A 23,033-nucleotide genomic window follows, 5' to 3' on the forward strand; every position below is an offset into this window, starting at 1 on the left:
TAAAATATATAAATATTATGCTTACATACTACAACATTAGATATGAAGATACCTTGAATATATTTATTTCTACATATACATGTTTATAAACAAATGCAAAAACAATATTGGAAAAGGAAATAAAGTGATATTTTATGCATATAATAGAAAGCCCCTGTATTAATTAAGATACAGGAGCAAAAAAATATTTTTTTAAGCAAAAATGACTTCTTGGTAACTAGTAACACTGCAAAATTAACTGAGAAAAATTCTACTACTATAATATATGCAGATTAAAAGATTATTGCCACAACTGAGGATTAGTTTCCTCAGTTGTGGCTTTAATTATTTAATTAGATTTTTATTTCTAATAGGCATTTGTTTTAGTTAGGTAGAAATGAAAATTAGATAAGTAAAGAAATTATATATAAATTTTAATGCGAAATCAAAGATTCAAGTATTAATTCTTAATCTTTTTTTAGATAACTTTAATCTAATATTAAAAACTCAATTAATTACTCTAAAGTGTTGTCGTAATTTTTGTTATTATTTCTGTTTGGTTTGATATCGTAGCAATGATACTATAATTGTGTGACAAATATGTGACAAAATGGGGGACGAAAAATGCAAAAATTTATCAAAGGAATGACATTAACGTTACTAATGACATTTCTTGCGACTATGATACCAAGTTATAATGTAGTTGCTGAAGAGAAAAGTACAAGTAGTATTGAGGGATCAAGTTCTGAGCAAGGTACTGAAACAGATGGTCTTATATTAGGAGAAATAACAGAGAAGAGAGAAGAAAATGTCAAACACTTTATGAAGGATGATGGAACCTTTGTAGCAATGATGTACAATAATCCGGTACATTATAAGGAAGGTTCAGAATGGAAAGATATTGATAATACTCTAGTAGAAAAAGATGACACTAAGGGGATAATTGAATCAAAAGATGAGATGTTAAAAGAAGCTACAATTTTTAGTGATGTATCTACTAGTGAAGAAACTACTAAAACTACAGAAGATACTGCTAAGAATAGTTCTTTAGTTTCAGGAGAAGAAGTTAAAGAATCAGCTGAAGATTCAATAGAGACTAATGAAAATGCTTCAAAAGAAATTTTAGTTGAAAACAAAGAGATAAAAACTGATAGTAAACCAACTGAAAAAGTAGCTAAAGATAAGGAAATAAACAAAGGTAAAAACAATAAAGTCTTAGAAAATAAAAGTAATGACTTTAAAATATCTATAGCGCAAAATATTAATGCAGATAAGTTAGTTTCTATAAACAAGGATAAATACGAAGTTTCCTGGAACATAAAGAGTGATAAGAATGTAAAGGTAAATAAAAAAGAAACTACGGATGAAGATGTAAACAAGCTTTTAGGACTTACAAAGGAGCAAGAAAATAAGTTAAGTAAAAAAGAGAAAGCAGAGCTTGAAAATAGTAAAAAAGCAACATTAATAAAAACAACATCATCTGTTGTATTTGAAGAAGTTAAACCTAATATAAATTTAGAGTACAAGCTTATTTCAGATAGTATTAAAGAAAGTATTATAATTAATAAACCAACTGATATAAAAAAGTTTTCATTTAACTTCAATATGAAAAATTTAAAACCAGAACTAAAAGATAATCAGATTATTCTTTCAGATAAAGATACTGGAAAAGAAATAATGAGAATGCAAGCTCCATTTATGGTAGACGCTAAGGGTGAGCAAACAGATAGAGTAAAACTTTCTTTTGATAAAAAAGGAAAAGGATATGTTCTTACATTAGAATTAGATAAAGAATGGATAAATTCAAAAGATAGACAATACCCAGTTATAGTAGACCCATCTTTTGAATCTTCAGTAAGATCCTCAGATATAAGAGATACATTTGTAGCAGCTAATGATACAGAAGATAAATCTACAAATATGTTTTTAAGAGTAGGAAATACTCCTCAAATTGGAACAACTAGAACTTTTATAAAGTTTGTAAATCTGCCTCAGCTTAGTATGGGGGATATGATAATAGATGCAAAATTATCATTATTAAAAGAGCCATCTCAAAGTGGGGTTGATGGACAGATTGATGTACATAAAGTAACAAATGATTGGAATAATGTTGGCTTAAGATGGGCTACCCAACCAGCTATAGATTGGACAATAAAAGATTATCAAAACTATGCAAATGATAACTGGCAATATTGGGACATAACAGATATAGCAAAAGAGTGGTACACAACAGGAAATAACTATGGTTTATGTGTAAAGAAAAATGATGAAAGATCAGGACATTCAACCTATTATTCCTCAGATACCTCTAACTCAATAGGCTACCCAAGAGTATATTTTAGCTATATCAATAACTCTGGATTACAGCCACAATGGACATACCATTCGCAATCAGTGGGTAGAGCAGGAACTACTAATATAAATGATTATAATGGTAATGTTATTCATGTTCATGATGATGTATCTATGAGTGGAAATAGATTACCAACAGTTATTAAACATGTATATAACAGTAATGATAGAGGCGATGATATAGGATTTGGACCAGGTTGGAGATTAAATTTAAGTCAAAAAGTAATTCATAAACAGATTGGTTCTAAAAAGTATTATCAGTATACTGATGAGGATGGAACTAGAAGATACTTTGAAGATACTGGAACAGAAATGAAAGAAGAGTATGGTGGAGAGCTAACTTTAGTAAAGAATGCAAATGGAAGCTTCACTATAAAGGATAAGGATAATAATGCTTTACTTTTTAATAATATTGGAGACTTAGAAGAGATAACAGATTCAAATGCAAATAAACTTGATCTTCAGTATTATGATGGAAAACTTAAATATGTTGTAGATGGAGCAGGAAGAGTAACTAAGCTTGAATATAGCATATATGGTAAGCTTCAAGAAATATATTATCCAGACAATACAAAAGTGAGATTTGATTACTATGGAGATATAATGAAGTGGATTACTTATGCAGATGGAAAGCAGTCTGTATATGATTATGATGGACAAAATAATTTAACCTCAGTGACTAATATAGATGGTTATAAAATGAACTATGAGTATTATACCCAGTCTCCTAACAGAATTAAAAAGGTTACAGAAGGTAATACAGACGGCACAGTAGGAGCATCAATGTCCTATGAATACAGCTTTAATAGTACAAAGTTTACTGATAATAAGGGTAGGGTAAATTACTATCAGTTTGACAATTCTGGTAAAACTATAAGTATTAGAGATGCAGCAGGATATGCACAAGCCTATCAGTATGGGGATGGGACTAATGTAAATAAGATGACATTAGAGTCAAAGCTACAGAAGACTGTAAGTAATTTAATTATGAATAGTAGTGCTGAAGAGGATAGAAACTTTAATTTTGGTGCAGGTGGTGGAGGTACAGGTAGTGCAGAAATTACATCTGAGCAAAAATATATAGGAAGTAGGAGCTTAAAGTTAAGCAAAGGAGATAATACTGGAAGTAGATATATAGATCAAGTATTGTCGCTTCAAAAAGGAAAAACTTATACCTTTTCTGCTTATGTAAAGACTTCTAATATATCTCAATTAAAGTCAAAAGGCGCAGGTATAAACATAAATTATAAGGATAAAAATGGTGTATATAATTCAGTAAGATCAAAATTTTTAACTGGAACAAATGATTGGACAAGACTTGAAACTACTTTTACGTATCCTACTGATTCAGTAGACAGTAATGTTATATTAAGATGTGAATTATGGGAAGAATCAGGAGTTGCTTACTATGATGCACTTCAATTAGAGGAAGGAGCTATTTCTAACAAGTATAACTTGGTTGAAAATGGAGACTTATCAGGTGGAGCTAAAATACCAAATTACTGGTCAGATGAGATGCATGGAGGAACTGTTCGTACTGAAGCAAGTGATACTAGGTTATTAAATAGTGATAGTGATCACCCATCATATTTAGATGAAAATGTATTTGAGTTGACTGGACGCCAAGGAAAAGATACTCGTATAAATCAAACAATAAAGGTAAATGGAAAAGCTGGAGATTCTTTTGTAGTTGGAGGATGGGCTAGAGGTGCAGCAGTTTCTCATGGAGCATTTGCGATTCAAGCAATGTTAGTAACGACAAGTGGAGAGCAGTGGGAGACATTTTATTTTAATAGAGACTCGAAGAATTGGCAATTTATTAATGGAGTAGCAAAAGCCAAGAATGATTATTCAGAGTTACACATCTACCTAGTCTATTCTGATAATGCAAATGAGGCTCAATTTGATGGTATACAAGTATATAAAGAGGAATTTGGAGATACCTATCAGTATGATTCAAAAGGGAATATCACTTCATCTGTTGATTTATCAAAGCAGAAAACGAAGTTTGAGTATAATGGAAGTAATGATTTAATTAAAACTACAGATCCAAAAGGAAATCAGTTTAAGTATGAGTATGATTCAAAGAAAAATATAACTAAAGCAACAACAGCAGAAAATCTTATTTATAACTTTGAATATGATAGTTATGGAAATGCTGTAAAAAGCAAAATATCAGGAACTTCTTTATTTATAGAATCAAGTGCTAGGTATACTTCTAATGGAAACTATGTAAGTTCTGTAACTGATTCATTAGGAAATACAGTAGGATATAATTATGATGAAACAAAGGGAACTTTAACATCAACTACTGATGCCAAAGGAAATATAACAAACTATAAATATGATATTAATAATGCACTATCAAACGTATCTAAAAAAGTTGACGGAGTAGATATATCAAATAGTTACACTTATAAAAATGATAGAATAGATACAATAGGCCATAATGGATTTACCTATAACTTCATATATGATACTTTAGGAAGAACTACAGGAGTTAATGTAGGAAGTCAAAGACTTATAACTAATACTTATGAAGCAAATGGTGGAAACCTTATAGAATCAACCTATGGGAATGGAGCCAAAGTTCAAACTGATTATGATAATTTAGATAGAGTTGTTGCTAAAAGGGTAAATGGATCAGAAATAGAACACTATAGTTATGATGCTAGTGGGAATTTAGCTATATTAGAAGATAAAGTAAATAATACAACATATAAGTATAACTATGATTCTTCAGATAGATTGGTTAATTTAACTGATTCTAAAGGTAACAGCTATAAGAATGAATATGATGCTAATAATAATGTAAGTAAACAAATAAACTCTATAAATGGACAGAAGAGAGAGACTTCTTTTGAGTTTGATAAAGATAATAAGATAACAAAGTTTATCTTTAATAATGGTAGTAACTTTATTCAGTATACATATGATGAAATAGCTAGAAATAAAGAAAAAAACTTACACCTAGCTAATGATGTAGTTTATAAAACTTCAACTGAATATTTACCAGGAATTAATGGTTCAGGTTCAACTAGAGTAGGAACTATAGATAACAATGGGTCAGTTATAAAGTATACCTACGATAGTAATGGAAATATAGACACAATATATGAAAGTAATAGTTCTGAGCCATTAAGTGCAGGAAGATATGAAGAAAGTAGTCCTCACATAATATTTAATGGAAGTTGGTTAAGTGATTCTAATTCTGCATACAGTGGAGGAAAGGTTTTATATTCGCAGACGCCTGGAAACTCTATAGATTTTAGTTTTATAGGAACTGGTTTTAGGTGGGCTCAGCCAATAAATTCATATAGAGGGATAGCTAAGGTAACAATAGATGGAGTAACTCAGAATCTAGATACTTATTCTAATAATGAAATATTACAGAAGGTTGTATTTAGTAAAACAGATTTATCTTTAGGGACACATAAAGTTAAAATTGAACTCTCAACAGAGAAAAATTCATCATCTAAATCATACGTTCAAGCTTTTGATTATATTGAAATATTGAATAATAATCCTCTTACAGCGGGTAGGTATGAAGAAAATAATCCTAATATAACATTTACGGGAAATTGGATAAAAGATTCTAATTCATCCTATAGTGGAGGAGATGTACTTTACTCAGAAACTCCAGGAAATTCTATAGATTTTAGTTTTATAGGAACTGGATTTAAGTGGGCTCAACCAGTAAACTCATATAGGGGAATAGCGAGAGTAACAGTAGATGGAGTAACTCAGAATTTAGATACTTATTCTAATAACGAGATCTTACAAAAAGTTGTATTAAGTAAAGTAGATTTACCTTTAGGTATACATAAAGTTAAAATTGAACTTTCAACAGAAAAGAACCCTTTGGCTAATTTCTATGTTCAAGCTTTTGACTATGTTGAAATTTTGAATAATACTTCGCTTAAGCCACTAATACAAGGTAAATATGAAGAAAGTGATTCTAATATAAAATTTACTGGAAATTGGATAAAAGATTCTAATTCATCCTATAGTGGAGGTAGTGTAATTTATTCAGAAACTCCTGGAAATTCTATAGATTTTAGTTTTATAGGAACTGGATTTAAGTGGGCTCAACCTGTTAATTCATATAGAGGTATAGCAAAAATAACAGTAGATGGCGTAACTCAGGATTTAGACACATATTCTGATAATGAAATATTACAGAAGACTGTGTTTATTAAAACAGATTTATCTCTAGGGGTACACGAAGTTAAAATTGAACTTTCAACAGAAAAAAATCCATTATCCAAGTGGTATAATCAAGCTCTTGACTATATTGAAATTGTCAATACTAAGCTTGATGATAGTAAAACTACAAAGTATTATTACAATGAACTTAATGAGCTTATAAGAGAAGATAATCAAGTTCTTGGAAAAACAATTTTATATAACTACGATGCAGGTGGTAACATAACTTCAAAAAGAGAGTATGATTACACCACAGGGACACCAGGAACAGTAACTAATAATATCGCTTATGGTTATGGAGATACTAATTGGAAGGACAAACTTACTTCTTATAACGGAAAAAATATAACCTATGATGCCATAGGAAATCCACTAATCTATGATGGATATTCTTACACTTGGGAAAGAGGAAGAACTTTAACAAAGATAGCAGGAAATAATAAAACCATAAGCTATAAGTATGATGGAAGTGGGATAAGAACAGAGAAAAATGTAAATGGGGTAGTAAGTAAATACACTTTACAAGGTAATAAAGTAGTATATGAAGAAGTAGCTAATGGAAGCAATGTAGATAAAATATACTACACTTATGATGGAAGTGGAAAACTAGTAAGTATGAGCCTAAATTCAGTAGAATACTTCTATGTAAGAAATCTACAAGGTGATATAATAGGTTTGATAGATAAGACAGGTACACAAGTAGTAACTTATAACTATGACTCATGGGGAAAACTAATATCTATAGAGGGAAGTTTAAAGGACAGTATTGGAGTTAAAAATCCATATAGATATAGAGGGTATAGATATGATAACGAAACTGGAATGTACTATTTACAAAGTAGATACTACAATCCTGAGTGGGGAAGATTTATTAATGCTGATGGATTAATAGGACAGACAGGGGAATTACTTGGACATAACTTATTTATGTATTGCAAGAATAATCCAGTGTTGTTAAAAGATGAAAATGGATTTAGACCTATGATTGCTACGAACTGGGATGATGAGGTTGCAATATCAAGAGGACTTCCAATTCAATCAGATGTAGGGTCAGTTAGTGTTGTTCCAACTGTAAGCGTAAGTAATTTATCTGGAGCTACTTTAGGTACTGCTTTGGGATATGTAGAGAATATAGAAAAGAAAATAGTTGGTTATGCAGATAAATATTCAGCAATTCATATGTTTCCTAAGACAAGTATATCTCAAACAATAAAACCATTTGAAAAAGTTGCTAAAGGAGCAGCAAAATATGTAACGTTGATAACCGGGGCAATTGATATAGCAAATACATGGGATTCTTCGTCGAAGTTAACTTTTAAACAAAAACTGGGTAAAACAGCTTTGCAAGCCGCTGGAATAGGAGCATCAATTGCAGTAGGGGCACTTCTATCAGGCCCATTACTCGCAACAGGAATGGCAACTGGTGGTTTGGCATTAGCAGGAGGTATTGTGGGAGCTGGAGCTATTGATTTCATAGGGGGGACTTTAATAGGTAGAGGACAAGATGTTATTTATAAAAAATTTGGTTTAGAGTAGGTGATTAAATGAAATTTAAAAATAAGAGAATATTTACAATTCCGTTTTTCATGGTTATTTTACTTTTTATTTATATAATATATTTGGATAGTAGACTAGATTACAGATTATTACTTGGAGTTACAGTATTTACAGCAACAATTTTTTATTTGTTTGCTATGTTTGAATACTTTGAAGTAAAGGAAGATAAAATTGTATATGCTAATCCACTAAGGAGAATAAGAAAAGAAATACCATGGGATGAAGTAATAAGAATATATGTATTGAATCCTAAGGGAGTTTTTAAAGCGGCTAGGATAGGATACGGAACTTTTGGAGGAAAAGAGATAACTATTAATGCAGGGTTAAAAGACTATAAAAAATTAATCAAAATGGTATTAGATAAAGTAGAGGTAAATGAGAAAGTTTCAATAGATGTAAGAATTGATGATTTTATAAAATAAATTGTATTCATAATTTATTAACAATGATTTAATACAGACATGCTATCATAATAGCATGTCTGTTCTAATTTGATTTAGATAATATGTAGTATTAAATGTGAATAATATAATGGTGAAATGAATTTAATGTAAGATATTCATATATTAATATCTTATGTGGATATAGGAATGGGTTTAGTAGGCAGGTATACAAGGGATTGTTGAAAATATTTATTCTAAGACATATATAAGTTATTTGGATAGTACTTCGCCTAGTAATAAGTTCTAGTTCCTCAGAGAAAAACACAATAAGAAGAGCCAGAGGGAAAAGTTAACAATAGGCTCAAACTTGATCTCAAAAACGGTTAGATTATACATATATAAAACTGTGTAAAGCAAAGTTTATATCCATTTGCTTTGGAGTGCTATAAGATTCAATAAATATTTATGAAAAAGGAGAAATTGGAGTGAATAACATATCGTGGCTAAATGATTGGTATAAAAATAATTGTAATGGAGATTGGGAACATTGTTATGGGATAAAAATTGATACTCTCGATAATCCTGGTTGGAGTGTTGATATAGATTTAATAGAAACTAGTTTAGAGGGAAAGTTATTTAATACAATACAGATATATAATAGTGACGATGACTGGATACATTGTAGTGTTGTGGATGATGTTTTTAGAGGAAGAGGAAGTGTTGATAAGCTAGAAAGAATAATAATCTTATTTAAGGAATGGGCGGTAGAAAATTAGTAACACAAATTGTGTTAACCAGTTAATCAATTTTAAAGATGAAGATTTTAAATTAATTGTAGGGTTTAATAAGTCTTAAAATTGATTAGATAAAACTATCTTTATCTAGAAAAACATAGAGAGCTAACTACAAGAATTAGAGTAAAAACGGAACAGAAATATATTTATAGTATTTGAATTGCAACTTGAATATAATATAAACACAAAAAAAACAACTATTAATTATAGTTGTTCTCTTGCGTTTTGGTACATGTTGCATCCGCACCTTGTCCAGTCGAAAGATCTATTTCAATACCTTCTTCCTCAAAGTAGCCGTTATTTATAGCAGCATACATAGGTGCATAAAAAACTGATCTAACAACCTCATTTAATCTAACCTTAGTAAGATCTTTAGTTCCCTCAGAAGGTTTTTTAGTACAGCCGCCTACAGTAAGTATTAAAACAAAAGTCAGAATAATTGATAAAAAAGCTTTCAGTTTCTTCATTTAATATCCTCCAATGTGTAAAATCAATCTAATTTATAATATGATTTTGTGGGAGTTAATGTTAATTTTTGATGAAATAAAAAGGAAGAAAAACATAAGTATAATATTTAGAACTTAATCCTTAAAGAACTGGTAGTGAGATTATGGGAAAATATGTTACAATTAGTCCATAACAAAAAACTGTAAAGCTAAGGGGGAGCAATGAAATCATCAATGTATGAAAATCCAGTTAGATCAGCTATTATTTTAGACGCTTTTGTCTTATATATGACTATAGGATCCATATTGGATAATCAATATAATTTTACAATACTTTTAATAATGTTAGGAATAGTTAATAATAAGATTATAAATAAAGGGAAAAATTTGAATCAGAAAAAGAAAAATATAATTCATTTTAGTTTCTTTATGACTATGGGTATTTTTTTGATTTTTGCACTGTATATGCATAATTTGAGGTATAGATAATATATGTGATAGCTATAGTTTATAATTAAGTTAATTTATTAAGTATCTGTACTTTAAGTTCGGAGGTGATGTGATGAACTATATTATAAAATATGGCAGAAATTTTATGGCAATTTCAAGTAGTATAGAAGCAGATTATCATAAGCACTGGTTATTACAAATGTTTCTCGGCAGTCACAAGGAATTAAATATTGAAGTTAATGGAAAACGTATAGTATGCAATTCTATTCTTGTAAACATGGATACACTGCATAGGTTTGACGCAGAAGGGGAACATCATTTCACTATACTAGTTGATCCTACAACAGAGCTTGGGCGTACTATGAGAGGGTTATTAATGGATCAACCTTTTTATATTTTCCCACATGAAAAAAATATAGTTATGCAGCAGGCTTTCAAAAATGTGATTGAACAAAACAGTCATGAGGCTATTCTTTCCTTTGCTCAGAGCATTCCCTTTCAGTTTATTTATAGTAATATGAAAATTTTTGATGACCGTGTTATGAAAGTACTGAATCTCTTGGATGATTGCGTATATGAAAATGAGTTTCATCAGATAAAATATTTTTCCGAAAAAGTTGGGCTCTCTGAAAGTCGCATAGCGCATTTGTTCAAAGAAGAAACAGGTATTCCGCTTAAAAGTTATATTGTTTTACACAAACTTCAGAGGGCGTATGAGTCAATCTTTAATGGTGAAAACATAACGACATCTGCACTAAATGCAGGTTTTGACAGTCCGTCTCATCTTGCATACACAAATAAAATGATGACTGGGATGTCTGCAACAAATATTATAAGAAATAGCGAGTTTTTGAAAGTTTTTTGATGAGTACTTTGGTAAAGTGTAATTAAACCAAAAGGGAGGATTACACAATGAATAAATACTTGCAAGAAACTCAAATGTTGAATTTTAACCATAAATCAATACAGAGATTGATAAAGGAAAAGCAATGGATAAACGATAATAACTTTCAAAAAATCCTAAAAATCTATAATTTTGTACGCGACGATATTGCATTTGGCTATAATACAGATGATATTATCCCTGCATCCGAAGTTTTAAATGATGGTTATGGCCAGTGCAATACAAAGGGAACATTATTTATGGTACTTCTGAGGGCAGTTGGAATACCTTGTCGGATTCATGGTTTTACCATTGACAAGAAATTGCAAAAAGGTGCAATGACAGGAATAATTTATAAGTTTGCTCCCAAAAGTATTATTCATAGCTGGGTTGAAATTCAGTATAAAGATAATTGGTATAATATAGAGGGGTTCATTTTGGACAGCCAATATTTGAAAAAGCTCCAAGAAAAGTTTAAAGATTGTAAAACCAGTTTTTGTGGCTATGGTGCAGCTACCGATAACTTTCAAAATCCACAAGTAGAGTGGAATGCTAATGATACTTACATCCAAAAAGAGGGTATAAACCAGGATTTCGGTGTGTTCGATTCACCTGATGAATTTTTTGAGAAATATCACCAACAGTTAACGCCGCTAAAAAAATGGATTTATCGGAATATCGGACGTAAACTTATGAATCGCAATGTAGAAAGAATTCGTGACTAGCATAAGATATAAACATAAATAGGAAACTGATAAATTATAATTCTCAGAATTGAATCATGTCTAAGTCTGTTCCGCGCAAACCCCAGGCAATGCTCTGGGGTTTTATTATGTCTATTTGCTTGAATGAGAGGGTTTTGATTCAATTAGCTAAAAATGAACTCTCTTCTAACAGGAATTAGTTTTTAACATAGATAACAATAAGTATAACCTCAAGCACATAAAGGACTACTTACTAGATTCCTTTATCTTTTTAATTAATCTGTCTATATCAAATCCTATGTCTCTAAGATAATTAATTAATCTTTCAACATCCTCAGGTGATAAATTATAAGGATATTTTTCATGAATTTTAACGACGTTATTACCAGAACTAATATATGAGATATATTTTCTACAAAGCAGGTAGTCTATGGATACATTAAAGTAATCTGCAATTTTGATTAAAGTGATCGTATTAGGTAAGATAGCATCACTTTCCCACTTTGTTACAGCAAGATCAGTTACATTAAGTATTTTACCTAGTTCTACTTGAGTTAATCCCATTTTTTGTCTTAAGCTTTTTATTCTTTTACCAAAAGTATTCATAACAATCCCTCCATTGTTAAATTATAACAGTTGCTAAACTTTCTTAGCAAGTTCATATTTAGGCGTAAGCTTTAAATATCAAAAATAATCTAAAGGAGGAATGTAAATCTAGGTTTAAGTTAAGGTGAGAATGCAAAAAGAAATGAGAGTGTAGCAAACATTAGACTTTTAGAATAATATGGAGTATGTTTTTTATAAGTTGAAAGTAAATATTGACAAGATAATACTAAAAGAATATACTTTTAATGAATTTAATAATCCTCGGTAGGTGAGGCTACTACAAGGATATGGGTTGCTGCCGTAAAAGGATGGAAACATTCTGCATTGGTCAACAGATTCTGCCGAACAAAGAAGGTTTAATCTAATGCAACTTCACCGCCTAGTAGAGCTAAAACTTGAACGAGAAAGTATTGTTTATAATACCTTCATCATATTCAAGTTTATGATGAAGTTTTTTTATTTTAAGGAGGTGTACAGAATGGAAGATGGGCCTAGTGATATGGATGGCGAGGTTAATATTACAAATAACTGTATGAAGTTCAGATCTAAGAGATTGTCTTCTGTTCTGATTACTTCGTATTAGCTATTTGTTATAACCTCTCTTCAATCCTATTCTTTTATTGATAATAGTTATTATTCGCTTTGGAGTTTTAATATTTTTCAAATTTTAATTTATAATGAGCGATATAAAGCATTTAGATATAATACTATATCTGAATTATCAAAGATGGAAATGCTAGGAATATAAAAAACTAGATTCAATATTCAAAATTGATTTAAGTTAAAGAGAGGTGCGTAAATATGATTGAAGAAAGACAAAAAGCACTTATAAATAGTGTATTAGAAAATGATAAAGAAAAAATATATGAAATTATTGACAATATGTATCCTATAGATATTGCTATTCTCATAGAAGAATTTGATGATGAAAGTTTATTAAAGTTTTATGAGCAAATAGATAATGAGTTAATGGCGGAAATTGTAGAACAGGCTAGTGAAGAGTTACAAGTTAGAATTATAAAATTGTTTGATTTTAAGTCTATAGTACATTTGTTTTCTTATATGTCCAATGATGATATAGCAGATATTTTAGGAAATCTCCCTATTAAGATGAGAAAAAATTTATTAAAGATGATGAAAACTGGAGATACCAAACAGTTGCAAGAACTATTAGGTTATGATGAAGACAGTGCTGGTGGTATTATGACGACAGAATATATAGCACTAAAAGGAGAATTATCAATTGGAGAGTCCTTAAAGAAAATTAAAGAAATTGGACCTAAGACAGAAGTAATTGAGACAATATTTGTATTGAGTAAAGACAAGGAATTAATTGGGACTGCGGATTTAAGGGATATACTTATTTCTGATGAGGATAAAAAACTTGTAGAGATTATGAATGATAATATAATCTCTGTTAATCCAGAAGAAGATCAGGAAAGAGTATCTCTGCTTGTTTCAAAATATGATTTAAAGGCTATTCCAGTAATAAATCACAAAAATTCTTTACTTGGTATTATAACTGTAGATGATATAATTGATGTTATCGTAGAAGAGCAAACAGAAGATATATTGATGATGGGTGGTGTAAGTAAAGAAGAGAGAGTGGATAGCTCACTTATAACATCTGTTAAAAAGAGACTACCTTGGTTATTTATTAATCTTGGGACAGCATTTTTAGCAGCATTTACTGTTGGTTTATTTGAGGATGTTATAGAACAAGTTGTTGCATTAGCAGCCGCAATGCCTATAGTTGCTGGAATGGGAGGAAATGCAGGAACCCAAACATTATCAGTGGTAATAAGAAGTATTGCTCTTGGAGAAGTTAGCTTAAAAAAGAGTTGGAAATTAGTCTTTAAAGAAGTTGGGCTTGGTGTAATTAATGGAGCAGCTACAGGAGTTATTACGGGAATCATACTTTATATGAAATATGATAACCCGTATCTTGGAATTATTATCTTCGCTGCAATGATTGGAAACTTGGTAATAGCAGGCTTCTTTGGTTTTTTAATCCCTTTGTTATTAAAAGGATTGGGTGTAGACCCTGCATTGGCATCAGCAATATTTTTAACAACTGCTACTGACGTTTTTGGATTTTTCTTATTTTTAGGGTTAGCAAAAATGTTTTTGCCATTCTTATTGTGAAGATTAGGAAACGATGGATGTTTTCATGTCAGGAAATTGTATTTTAAAAATAAGAGAGCTCAGCTTAAAAAACTGAACTCTCTTTTATAATAGATTAAATTACTGTAAGTCAAACTTAGTAACTTCTCTTTGAGTTAATTGAGCTGAATACTTAGAGGCTAATGATCCATTCTTAGTTAAGAAAACATCTTTACCTATAATAGTATCCATTAAAGTTGATACCTCAGCCTGACTTATGTCACTCTTAACTCCAGATACTGTCATGGAAACCTTGTCCCCAGTTTCAGTAACAAAAGTCATTGATAATGAATATTCCATAATTTCATCTCCTTTCTATAATAAAATCTTTGGTTAAACTTTAAGCATTAGCAATTTTTGATGTTTCATTTAAAAAGTAATCTCGAGCAGGATTACTCAAAACACCTTTGATGGCTTCAGCTACATCAAATACATTTTCAGGTAAAGCATTAATCTTAATACCTGAGAAGTTTTTCTTTCTATAAATAACTTCGCCAGATCCATTAACACCATTCTCCACTTCAATAGCAAGAGAAGTAGAACTTAAAACTTTACTAACAGCCATATGTATCACCTCCTTTAAATAATTTAATTCATCAGGTTAATCATAATATAAATACACCACTAATCCCTAGAATAACTACTTTTAGAAATTTTTCTTAAGCAATTTTATCATCATTTCCACTATCTATAACAACACCAAGCTTAGTTGAAATAATAGTATTTAGCTTGTTTATAGATGCTGTTAAGCCTGCTATGTTTTTCTCAAGTCTAATTAATAAATAGGCACTAATAGCAACGGGAAAACCCACATTTCCTATTAGAGTCACAAGATCATTAATTTCCATAGAAAATCACCTCCAATTAAGTAATACACCTTTTTACATTATAATTATCCTCTTAGGAGTATAATTTATTAAAATCATTTTCTTTAGTAATGAAATCATAATAATGATTTATAGCTTCATCTAAAATACTGCTTAAATAGGCGTTAATATCAGGATGCATGGCTTTAAGTTCATTAAGCTTCCTAACAGTGGATTTTCTAAAAATGTAAGTGCGTTTAATATCAAAATATTCATTGTTAATAGGAGGGATAATTCCATTAGCACAGGGCTTACCTACACGATTATCAATTAAATTTGTTTCAGCTGCTAAAGAAGGTTTTGAGTTAAAGGTTACTGGTTCAGTATAAGTATTTGTAAAAGAGAAACTTGATACAGGTGTTCCAGAGATAACATCACTAAATCCATTTTCTTCAACGTAATCTTCAAATCCTAAATCAATTATATTTTCATTTTTCTTAGAAGTTTTTTTTACCATAATAACATCTCCTATTTTATAGAATATATCTAAAAAAGATATACACCTAAATACTGTAGAAGGTTCTTTTAAGGCCTTATAAAATTCATGCTATAAATAGCTTTAAGGCGCATAAATATGGAGGAATATGAAAGAAGCTAAGAAATAGCTTCTACAGTGATAATGTTAAAAGGAATTTAATGGAGATGAGGAGCACTCCTACAGTATAGAAGTGTGCATCTTATTCAGAATATTTATTTTTTTATTTTTTAGAATATACACATCTATTCTGTAGAAGACGTTCCTAAAAGGAGTCTAGTGAGACTTGAGAAGAAGTCTCTACAAAATATAAGTGCAGCCTTCATTAAAATACTTCTAGAAATTAAATGCTGTAGAGAATTGATAATGGAAAATCATTTAGTTAATGAATTCAATGAGGCTACTTAATACAGAACTCTAATAAAATTTTGAAAAAAATTTCTAAAGGGCATAGGTGAAATGAATTTAATGAAGTTTCTCCAAAGTCGAAATTTCTACAGGTCAGTAGTGTATTTCTTTTTTGTCTAATGTTAATTAGAGAAAAAGGAGAGGTGTCTATATGATAAAAGATAAAATTATAATTTCAAACCACAATAGCCAGAGCTTTGATAAAATGCAGTTAGCTTTAGCTATCAGAAATTCTACCTACGAGGATAATTTAAGTTGCTCTTTGCTTGATAATGGAGTAATTAAAGATTGTAGTTTATGTAATCTCAAAAGTATATGTGATGGAATTGAGGAGCTAGCTAAGGATTATTATGATAGTACTACTGAAGTTGTTGGGAGCTTTAAGTTTTAATATTATTATTGATGCTGCTTGAAGGGAGAAGATTCTTTTAAGCAGTATTTATTTTTATGATGAATTAATCCAGTAATAAGAATTTAATTTCATTAAATCAGAATATATAAAATGGAAGAATTAAATTTATGGTAGATATAAAATTTGCACAAGACAAATTGTCTTGTGCAAATTTTTTTACCCACCAATTATCTCCTTTAGTCTTTCTAAACTCCTGTTTCTCATCCTCATCGATGTGGAGTAAGGTATACCAGCTTGTTTTGCAAATGCCTTTAATGGTTGATTTTTTATATAAACAAACTCAATAAGTTCTTTTTCTTCTTTAGATAATTTTCTTATTGCAGCCTTAAGATTTAAAATTTCTATCTTAGGGAAAAGTTCATCTTCAACAAAGTCTATATCATAAGCTAATGTGTGTTCCAAGCAATCTGTAAGAGTAAGAATTGATCTACTATCAGTCTTTTCATGTCTAGTTGAACTCCTTATTAGGTTAGATAAAGCGTTTTTTATTGATCTGGTGGCATAGGCTACAAATCTCTTGTTCTCTGGATTGTACTTATTCAGTGCTTTAAAAAGGCTTTTATAACATTCATTTTGGACGTCTTCAAATTCATATCCATTTAGAAAGGTTTTTTTACATAAATTTAGAATAAAGGGCTTAAAATTATTAGCCAAATCCTCTTTTGCATGATCATTTCCCATCTTAGCTAGTACAGCTAATCTTTCATTTTCAATTAAGTTCATTTTCATAACCTCTAATTTAATATTTTTAGAAAACACCCTGCACAAGTTAGTAGGAATTTAATTAAATACAATGTGGTATTTATATGGTGCATTGGTGTATTTATTTATAGGGGTGATTAAATGAAACTAGCCATTGATATTGGTCATAATTGCAGTTATGACCTAGGAGCATCTGGAATTAAGTCAGAGGATAATTTAAATCTTGATGTAGGTAATAGTCTTATTAGTAAATGCTTAAATGCAGGTATTGAGGTTATCAAATGTTTACCTAGTAGCACTTCAAGTCTTTATGATTCTTTAAACAAAAGGGTAACTACAGCTAATAATTATAATGCAGATTTCTTTATATCCATTCATCATAATGCTTTTCCAGGAGCACAAGGAACCGAGATTCTTTGTTATCCAGGCAGTAAGGGATTAGATATTGCAAAGGTAATACTTCCAGAGATTGTTTCATTAGGCTTTAGAGATAGAGGGGTAAAACCTAGAGGTGATCTCTTTGTATTAAAAAATACTAAAATGCCTGCAATTCTAGTTGAATGAGCCTTTTGCGATAGTGAACATGATATGCAAATTTATAACTCTGAGGCTATGGCAACTGCAATATTTTTAGGAATTAAAAAAGCCTTTAACATTCAAACTGTCGTACAACCTAAAGATGAGGGAATATATCATGTTGTCAAAAAGGGTGATAACTTATGGACATTGTCAAAGATCTACTTCACAACGGTAAAAGACCTAATAGCTCTAAATAATATCGAGAATCCAGATTTAATATATCCTGGTCAAAGAATTAGAGTTAAGTAAAATTTGTCTATATGAAAATTATACCAAAAAAAAAGGAGAATGCAAACGTGTGTTCTAACTACAGAATGAAAGGAGGTGAGGAATATGACAGAATCAATTTTAACTTCACTAGCTTTAGTTGTGGAATATAAAAGCGGACTAGATAAAGAAGGAAAAGATGTCTACAAGAAGCAAAGATATTCAAAATTATCTGAAGATGCTACAGATGAAGCTTTATATGATGTAGGAAACGCTATAGGACAAGTGCTTGATACACAGACCTATAGCGTTTCAAAAGAAAATAAATTTGAGCTATTTAATGTTTAAGAAAAAGAGGAAAAGATGTGGAGTTAAATGATTCCACATCTTTTTTACAATTTATTTTGATCTTAAAAGTCAATTAAGACAATATGTAGAATTATGGCAATAGTTATTATAAAATAAAAGTAGGTGAGTTATCTATATCTATAAATAATAAAGTATTAGAGAGGAGAATAAAAAATGCTAAGTGTATATGAAACATGCCCTACATATGAAAATGAAAAATATCTGCTTAAATTTGTTGAGAATGAAGACTGTATTGATTTACTGAAAGTATATTCTGATAAAAAAGCGGTTTTATTATTTAATAGTGATAATTGTGGAGGAGATGATTTTTATTATACGACAGAGAAGCGTATGAAAGATGCTATTGATTATTGGCATTTTGAATACGATAGACAAGGTTTTGTTAGATGGTCTATTATAGATAAAAATAAAAACTCTGCTATTGGAACAATAGAACTGTTTCATAGAACTAGTAAGGATTATTTTACTGAATGTGGATTATTGAGATTAGACCTGAGAAGTGATTATGAGAAGGTAGAAGAAATTGAAAATATTTTATCTTTAATAATCCCTAAAACATTTGATTTATTTAAGTGTGATAAAGTGGCTACTAAAGCTATATCAAAGGCATCTGAAAGGATCATGGCTCTAAAGAACTTAGGATTTCAGGCTTCAGATGAAAAGTTAATAGGTCATGATGGAACAGAGTATGATTCCTATTTCGTTCTTAAAAACTAGATAGATTTCTAATCTTAAATGAGTAAAGGCTCCTATGCTGTAGTAAAATATAATATGAAACTAAATAAGAACTGCATTAAGCAGTTCTTATTTAGTTTCATAACATACTGATGTTTGTGTGTCTAAAACATCTCCTATAAACTTTCCAACTTCTAGGTGGACAGGATGAATAAGATATGCATTCATATCATCCAGTGATTCAAATTTAGTAATCAGAATTATGTCATAAGCTGTTTGACTGGGAGGAATATTCATTTCAGCTTGTATATCTAAAAGAACTTCTATTTTTCCTTTCATACCTAAAAGAACTTCCTGTGCCTTTTTAATATTTTCAGTATCATTATTTTTTAATTTCAAAAGTACATTATTTACAATCATTTTTTTACCTCCTGTAATATTTAGACGTTCTGTTAAGTTATATGAACATTGCTCTTCTCAATCCTAGGAAATACAATAAGTTTGACTAGAACTAAATGTCCCCCTTGAAAGGAGAAGCGCAATGAACAAAACAAAAGTAAAATGTCCTCGTTGTAACTCTGACCAACTATATAAGTTTGGTTTAGATAAGCAGGCTAATCAAAAATATCAATGTAAAAAGTGTAAGCGACAATTCGCACCTGACTCCGTCAGAAAGCGGGTAACATCTAAATATCCAAGATGTCCAAAGTGTGGTAAAGCAACTTTCTTGCATCACATCTATAAACACTATAATCGCTATAAATGTGGTAATAAGAAGTGCAATCATATCATTGTTCATCACCATAACCTAAATATAGATGATGCCTCCAGTGAAAACCTAACCGGTTCCCTTTCTATGAAAGGTATGCGTTTTCCACTCCATACTATTCTGACTGCATTAACTTTATATTTTTTAAACAACTCATCAACAAGAACTATTTCACAGTTCCTTTTCGTAACTTCAAATATAAAGGTTTCTCATGTCACAATAGCTAGTTGGACTCAAAAGTTTGCACCTTTTTTCAAACAAAAAGCTGATAAGTTTAAAGAGCAGCTAGATCTCCAATCTGACGATTGGCATGCTGACGAAACAGTGGTCTTTATAAATGGTGAACGCTATTATTTATGGTTAGCTATTGACTCTGAAACGAGATTTATTTTAGCTTTTCATCTAACCAAATCACGTAGTGAGGATTCAGCATTTACACTAGTAAACCAAGCTAAACAATTTGGAATGCCATCAAACTTTATAACTGATAGACTACCTTCATATAACCAAGCTGTAGCGAAGCTATTGGGCGAAAACAAGCATGTGCCTGTTGCTCCTATGTCTAGCGACATATCAAACAATTTAATTGAGTCTTTTAACAAAACATTTAAAGCTTGGTATAAAGCTAAAAAAGGGTTTAACTCTTTTGAGAAAGCAAATAACTTAATATACTTATTTGTCTTTCACTATAATTTCATTAGGCCTCATGGTTCATTAAATAATCTCACACCTGCTGAAGTTGCAGGCTTCGCTAGCAATAGCATTGATCGTAAATCTTGGTTTGTCGCTGCTTAATCTCAACTTAATATCTTTGATTAACCTGCAAAAATCTAACTTTTTGTAGGCTTATTTGCCATACAAAAATTTATTCAAACTTATATAATTTTCAAAGAACGAGTAATTCTACGAAATGTTAAGCTATTTTTTCATAACAACCTAACAGAATCTATTTAGAAATACGTATAGTTTAGGGTTCATAATATTTTTTAGTATCGTTAAATAGTTTTTAAATGGTTCGAATTATACCACCATCAATAGTATGCTCACATCCAGTAATGTAGGAAGCTCTATCTGAAGCAAGAAAAGCAACAAGTTCTGCAACTTCCTCGGGTTTTGCTGGACGACCAAGAGGTATACCACCAAGGGCATCCATCAATTCTTGACGAGCACCGTTATAATCTTTTCCAGAATTCTGTGACATTCTTTCAATAAGACGCTCGGCAGCTTTTGTTTCAGTAAAACCTGGGGCTACTGTATTGATTCGTATTCCTTCAGATACAAATTGAGTGGCTAGATTTTTACTATAATTAGTAAGAGCTGCTTTTGCTGCTGAGTATGCCACTGTCATATTTCCTGGAAGCCTGCGCTGAATTGAGGATATGTGAACTATAACTCCTTTATGCTGATTAATCATAGTTGGTAAAAATCCACGATCCAAGCGTACAGAAGCAAAAAGATTAGCATTAAATGTACTCATCCAATCTTCGTCACTTTGGGCTAAAGCTCCAGATGTTGAAGATGATGAACCTCCTACATTATTAATTAGTACATCTAATCCTCCAAGTTTTTCAAGAGTATCCTTAATTATTTTTTCTGTGCCTTCTGGTGTACTGACATCAGCTTGAATAAATCCAACAGAATCAGGCAAATCTTCTGAAACAGTTCGAGCTGCAGTCATTATACTTGCTCCAGCACTGAGTAAACGGTGAACAATAGCATTTCCAATCCCTTTGGTTCCTCCTGTTACAAGTACCCTTTTACCCTCAAATTCTTTGCTCATATCAAATGTTGATAATGTATTTCCCATACTTAGATTCCTCCCTAATTTATGTTGTCTTGTTTAGTATAGCTAATATAACTTGACTACAGTACGTCAGGTTCTAGAATGATATTTATTCACCATATTATCTAAACGAAGTGATATCTCATTCCTTATACTTTGAGGAGCTATAACCTCTAGCATTGTACCAAAAGAAAAGAGATAGTTATAAATCCACTCACCATAGGGCATGGAGACAATTACAGTATAAGATTTGTCAATATTTTTTATTATATTTTCTTCACTAAAATCATCATATACACGGTAAGCTCCTTCAGCTGATATTTTAAGAGTTAGTTTAACCCGTTCATTAGCTTCTTCCTTTGCAGACTTAGGCAAAAGCTCCTGAGAATTTTGGCGTAAACATGACTCTTCAGTAATATAAATATCAGACATACGGCTTATTTTAAATGTTCTAGAGGCGCTTTTTCGCAGACAATATCCCTGTAAGTACCAAGCCTTATCTTTAAAAATCAATTTAAAAGGTTCAACCTTTCTATATTCTTTTTCTCCGTATATATTAAAATAAGAAAAAGTAACAACTAGTTGTTCAAGTATTGCACCTTTAAGAAGTCCAAAAATCTGTTGTTGTTTTTTATTGCTTCCCCAATTAGAAAAATCGACTTCAACCCAGTTTATATTATTTTTTCTAAAGAGCCCGCTAAGCTTTAATAGCACGTTATCAAGTTCAGGATATTGAACTGCTGATAGACTTTGAAGAGCCATCAAGATTTTATCCTGTTCTTTTTCTGAAAGTAGTGACTTATCAAGTACAAAGTCATCAATAAGAGAGATTCCCCCACCTTTACCTTGACTTGTATATATGGGAATACCACCTTGGCACAGTGCATCAATATCCCTATATATAGTTCTCACAGATACTTCAAAATGTTCAGCCAGTTCTCCAGCGGTCACAGATTTCTTTTTAAGCAGAATGTATATAATTTGGAATAACCTACTTATTTGCATAAATATCACCTCGTTTTAAATATAAAACATATAATATGACTACAACATGTCATATTATATGTTTTTCTAATAAATAAACATTTTGATAAAACAGGATTACCATATCCGTTTCTTTTGGACTTCCATTTTACAGTAGTAAATGAGAAAATAACAAAACTAGAAATTTTATAACATTACGATAATTATAAGGAAATTAAGGCTATATCATCATATATAATTATTAAAGTGAAAAGTTGTAACGAAATAGAAGCCAAAAGAAT

Annotated in this window: 23 protein-coding genes and 1 riboswitch; of the genes, 13 read left to right on the plus strand and 10 right to left on the minus strand. The window is 30.6% G+C overall.

The genetic code is table 11. The features are described from left to right. The first annotated feature begins 603 nt into the window (after nt 1-603). The 3 genes from P8F83_RS05440 (at nt 604) to P8F83_RS05450 (ending at nt 9,253) form a co-directional block, all read left to right on the plus strand. Nucleotides 604-8,073: an RHS repeat-associated core domain-containing protein gene (locus tag P8F83_RS05440; protein ID WP_326513767.1), complete on the plus strand. Its 7,470-nt coding sequence runs from the start codon at nt 604-606 to the stop codon at nt 8,071-8,073. 8 nt (nt 8,074-8,081) lie between these two features. After that, nucleotides 8,082-8,516, plus strand: coding sequence for a hypothetical protein (locus P8F83_RS05445; protein ID WP_326513768.1), 435 nt, complete (start codon nt 8,082-8,084; stop codon nt 8,514-8,516). 446 nt (nt 8,517-8,962) lie between these two features. Further along, nucleotides 8,963-9,253: an immunity 53 family protein gene (locus tag P8F83_RS05450; protein WP_326513769.1), complete on the plus strand. Its 291-nt coding sequence runs from the start codon at nt 8,963-8,965 to the stop codon at nt 9,251-9,253. 218 nt (nt 9,254-9,471) lie between these two features. Here the strand turns inward: P8F83_RS05450 and P8F83_RS05455 are convergent, their stop codons facing one another. Beyond that, on the minus strand, nt 9,472-9,738 hold the full coding sequence (locus P8F83_RS05455; protein ID WP_326513770.1) for an ABC transporter substrate-binding protein: 267 nt from the start codon (nt 9,736-9,738) through the stop codon (nt 9,472-9,474). Nucleotides 9,739-9,939: 201 nt separating this feature from the next. On the opposite strand from P8F83_RS05455, the gene P8F83_RS05460 reads away from it, so the two are divergent. The 3 genes from P8F83_RS05460 (at nt 9,940) to P8F83_RS05470 (ending at nt 11,775) form a co-directional block, all read left to right on the plus strand. Beyond that, nucleotides 9,940-10,206: a hypothetical protein gene (locus tag P8F83_RS05460; RefSeq protein ID WP_326513771.1), complete on the plus strand. Its 267-nt coding sequence runs from the start codon at nt 9,940-9,942 to the stop codon at nt 10,204-10,206. Nucleotides 10,207-10,279: 73 nt separating this feature from the next. Beyond that, nucleotides 10,280-11,032 carry a helix-turn-helix transcriptional regulator gene (locus P8F83_RS05465; RefSeq protein ID WP_326513772.1) on the plus strand — a complete coding sequence of 251 codons (753 nt, stop codon included), beginning with the start codon at nt 10,280-10,282 and terminating at the stop codon, nt 11,030-11,032. Nucleotides 11,033-11,079: 47 nt separating this feature from the next. After that, entirely contained in the window at nt 11,080-11,775 is a 696-nt protein-coding gene (locus P8F83_RS05470; RefSeq protein WP_326513773.1) for a transglutaminase-like domain-containing protein, read from the plus strand. Nucleotides 11,776-12,000: 225 nt separating this feature from the next. Here the strand turns inward: P8F83_RS05470 and P8F83_RS05475 are convergent, their stop codons facing one another. Beyond that, nucleotides 12,001-12,360, minus strand: a complete 360-nt coding sequence (locus P8F83_RS05475; protein WP_326513774.1) for a helix-turn-helix domain-containing protein — start codon at nt 12,358-12,360, stop codon at nt 12,001-12,003. Between the two features lie 253 nt (nt 12,361-12,613). After that, a riboswitch (M-box (ykoK) riboswitch) is annotated at nt 12,614-12,775 on the plus strand. Between the two features lie 386 nt (nt 12,776-13,161). Between P8F83_RS05475 and mgtE the strand changes: the two genes are divergently transcribed. Further along, the gene (mgtE, locus tag P8F83_RS05480; RefSeq protein ID WP_326513775.1) at nt 13,162-14,505 is read left to right on the plus strand and encodes a magnesium transporter; all 1,344 of its coding nucleotides are present in this window, start codon (nt 13,162-13,164) and stop codon (nt 14,503-14,505) included. Between the two features lie 99 nt (nt 14,506-14,604). On the opposite strand, the gene P8F83_RS05485 is transcribed toward mgtE, so the two are convergent. The 4 genes from P8F83_RS05485 to P8F83_RS05500 form a co-directional block, all read right to left on the minus strand. Then, the gene (locus P8F83_RS05485; protein WP_326513776.1) at nt 14,605-14,823 is read right to left on the minus strand and encodes a DUF2922 domain-containing protein; all 219 of its coding nucleotides are present in this window, start codon (nt 14,821-14,823) and stop codon (nt 14,605-14,607) included. A 40-nt stretch (nt 14,824-14,863) separates the two neighbouring features. Beyond that, nucleotides 14,864-15,088 carry a DUF1659 domain-containing protein gene (locus P8F83_RS05490; protein ID WP_326513777.1) on the minus strand — a complete coding sequence of 75 codons (225 nt, stop codon included), beginning with the start codon at nt 15,086-15,088 and terminating at the stop codon, nt 14,864-14,866. 94 nt (nt 15,089-15,182) lie between these two features. After that, on the minus strand, nt 15,183-15,371 hold the full coding sequence (locus P8F83_RS05495; RefSeq protein WP_181602867.1) for a YvrJ family protein: 189 nt from the start codon (nt 15,369-15,371) through the stop codon (nt 15,183-15,185). Between the two features lie 52 nt (nt 15,372-15,423). Then, nucleotides 15,424-15,846, minus strand: a complete 423-nt coding sequence (locus P8F83_RS05500; protein WP_326513778.1) for a hypothetical protein — start codon at nt 15,844-15,846, stop codon at nt 15,424-15,426. A gap of 577 nt (nt 15,847-16,423) precedes the next feature. On the opposite strand from P8F83_RS05500, the gene P8F83_RS05505 reads away from it, so the two are divergent. Further along, nucleotides 16,424-16,663: a hypothetical protein gene (locus tag P8F83_RS05505; RefSeq protein ID WP_326513779.1), complete on the plus strand. Its 240-nt coding sequence runs from the start codon at nt 16,424-16,426 to the stop codon at nt 16,661-16,663. A gap of 177 nt (nt 16,664-16,840) precedes the next feature. On the opposite strand, the gene P8F83_RS05510 is transcribed toward P8F83_RS05505, so the two are convergent. Beyond that, entirely contained in the window at nt 16,841-17,407 is a 567-nt protein-coding gene (locus P8F83_RS05510; RefSeq protein ID WP_326513780.1) for a sigma-70 family RNA polymerase sigma factor, read from the minus strand. A 120-nt stretch (nt 17,408-17,527) separates the two neighbouring features. Here P8F83_RS05510 and P8F83_RS05515 point away from each other — a divergent pair, with 120 nt between their 5' ends. From P8F83_RS05515 to P8F83_RS05530, 4 genes are all read left to right on the plus strand, one after another. Continuing rightward, the gene (locus tag P8F83_RS05515) at nt 17,528-17,950 is read left to right on the plus strand and encodes an N-acetylmuramoyl-L-alanine amidase (RefSeq protein ID WP_326513781.1); all 423 of its coding nucleotides are present in this window, start codon (nt 17,528-17,530) and stop codon (nt 17,948-17,950) included. Between the two features lie 24 nt (nt 17,951-17,974). Then, entirely contained in the window at nt 17,975-18,214 is a 240-nt protein-coding gene (locus P8F83_RS05520) for a LysM peptidoglycan-binding domain-containing protein (protein ID WP_326513782.1), read from the plus strand. 84 nt (nt 18,215-18,298) lie between these two features. Beyond that, nucleotides 18,299-18,520: a DUF1659 domain-containing protein gene (locus P8F83_RS05525; RefSeq protein ID WP_326513783.1), complete on the plus strand. Its 222-nt coding sequence runs from the start codon at nt 18,299-18,301 to the stop codon at nt 18,518-18,520. 174 nt (nt 18,521-18,694) lie between these two features. Further along, on the plus strand, nt 18,695-19,258 hold the full coding sequence (locus P8F83_RS05530; protein WP_326513784.1) for an N-acetyltransferase: 564 nt from the start codon (nt 18,695-18,697) through the stop codon (nt 19,256-19,258). Nucleotides 19,259-19,345: 87 nt separating this feature from the next. Here P8F83_RS05530 and P8F83_RS05535 read toward each other — a convergent pair whose 3' ends face one another. Then, a complete protein-coding gene (locus P8F83_RS05535; RefSeq protein WP_326513785.1) occupies nt 19,346-19,636 on the minus strand; it encodes a Dabb family protein in 291 nt (96 codons plus the stop codon). A 121-nt stretch (nt 19,637-19,757) separates the two neighbouring features. On the opposite strand from P8F83_RS05535, the gene P8F83_RS05540 reads away from it, so the two are divergent. Beyond that, on the plus strand, nt 19,758-20,780 hold the full coding sequence (locus P8F83_RS05540; protein ID WP_326511720.1) for an IS6 family transposase: 1,023 nt from the start codon (nt 19,758-19,760) through the stop codon (nt 20,778-20,780). A gap of 211 nt (nt 20,781-20,991) precedes the next feature. Here P8F83_RS05540 and P8F83_RS05545 read toward each other — a convergent pair whose 3' ends face one another. Beyond that, the gene (locus P8F83_RS05545) at nt 20,992-21,792 is read right to left on the minus strand and encodes an SDR family oxidoreductase (RefSeq protein ID WP_326513786.1); all 801 of its coding nucleotides are present in this window, start codon (nt 21,790-21,792) and stop codon (nt 20,992-20,994) included. A gap of 66 nt (nt 21,793-21,858) precedes the next feature. Further along, entirely contained in the window at nt 21,859-22,773 is a 915-nt protein-coding gene (locus P8F83_RS05550; protein WP_326513787.1) for a helix-turn-helix transcriptional regulator, read from the minus strand. Nucleotides 22,774-23,033 lie beyond the last annotated feature (260 nt).

Origin of the sequence: Clostridium intestinale, assembly GCF_035905475.1 — a bacterium.
Taxonomy (GTDB): Bacteria; Bacillota; Clostridia; order Clostridiales; family Clostridiaceae; genus Clostridium_T; species Clostridium_T intestinale.